Genomic DNA, 1,526 nt, shown 5'->3' on the forward strand with positions numbered 1-1,526 from the left:
CTGACTGACAAAGTATCCGTTGACATACAGTGTTATCGGATGCATCTTTATGGACAGTGATCCACTCTGACCGTTGACCGACACAAACTCCTCTGTCAGAAGCCCCTTGACCACGCGTTCGCCCCTGTGGTCGTAGAAGTTATGATGCAATCCCGTGGAGTTCATAATGGCCATTAGTCGTTGGTTATCATCCCAAAAATACAGGTCGGAGTTTTCGTTGCGGGCTATTTCTGTTACGCTGCCTTCTGCATTGTGCGAATATAGGGTGTTTTGGTTGATTGAGGGTGGACGGCGTTTAGAATGTTTATTTCCAAACAATTCCCAATATTGGGACAAGGTGTTTTGGGGTTGTTTGGAGTGGGGCTGGGTTGTACGGCAGAGTAAAGTTAAGAAATCAAATCAAGCATTTACTGCAGAGTAAATTAGGGCTACTCCCAAAAGAATACTTCCTACAGCTCCTATTTTTACGCTTAAATCATGTGACAGATACGGCAACTCCTTACTTGTAGGATGTCTTAAAACCCATATCAAGGAAAGTGTCCCTGAAATCAAAAAAACAACCCCAGCAATAAACCAACCTACATCCATACTATTATCTATTTATAAGGTAATCCGCCACTCCTGATCTCGCATTATTTCCTCCTTTCAAAATATTTCCTCCTTGAGTTCCTATAATTCCTCTTGCCACATTTCTATCAATAAACTTATTCGCTGCTCCCGGAATTAAGGCATTCGCAGTGTTCAAAACTGCTCCTGTATTGTTCCCTTCTGAGTAGTCAAGAGCAGCAGCTCCCAAACTGGACACTGTTGACAATGTATTTCCTATAGCTATTAACCCTCCTGCAATAAGCTGAGCTCCGGGAATAAAAGCAGCTCCATAACCAACAGCGGAAACCCCAGTTCCTAATTGTCCTGTAACATGAGTTGTCAACTGTGCAATCCCCCTAAGAAAATCCCCATGTGCTCGATGAACTGCTTTTACAATAGGATTTTGCATTGTCCTTTCATGTTTAGACAGCGTCCTTACTCCCGTTTCACTTTGAGCTCCTGATGATGATGCTCTCGGACTTGGATCATCTGCTCTATTTCCTGATGGAGTAACCGTAACCTCGTCTATTTCACCACCAACACCAATCCACTCACCATTTAAAAAAACATACTCTTGTTGGCCGTGAGGATTCGCGATGTCTCCTTCATTAGCGGTTGATGCATACGGACAATCCGGGCATCTTCCATCAGGATCAACAAGGTTTACAGGGTTATTCCATGTATACGCATAGGGCGATTTGTCTACTTGATTAGGGTGGTAGTATAGTGGATCCACACTCAACCATTGGCTCACCACCGGGTGGTAGTACCTGGCTCCGTAGTAGAAGAGCCCGCTTTCGGAGTCGAACTCTTTGGCATTGAAGCAATAGGGTGTGCTGAAGCCGGTGGAGTTGGGAGTGCGGGTTTGACTTATCAGACTTTCCCCCCAAGGGCTGTAGTGGAAGTACTGGTACGGCACTCCGGCTCCATCGGTCACA

General features: G+C 45.2%; 2 protein-coding genes. Both read right to left on the reverse strand.

The genetic code is table 11. The annotated features are described in order from the left end of the window. Window positions 1-336 (reverse strand): hypothetical protein (locus tag DES35_RS11345; RefSeq protein WP_147269363.1); only part of this gene is annotated, 336 nt, incomplete at its 3' end. 256 nt (window positions 337-592) lie between these two features. Further along, on the reverse strand, window positions 593-1,525 hold the full coding sequence (locus DES35_RS11350) for an RHS repeat-associated core domain-containing protein (protein ID WP_317047213.1): 933 nt from the start codon (window positions 1,523-1,525) through the stop codon (window positions 593-595). Between the last annotated feature and the right edge of the window lies 1 nt (window position 1,526).

Origin of the sequence: Schleiferia thermophila (genome assembly GCF_003337435.1) — a bacterium.
Lineage (GTDB): Bacteria > Bacteroidota > Bacteroidia > Flavobacteriales > Schleiferiaceae > Schleiferia > Schleiferia thermophila.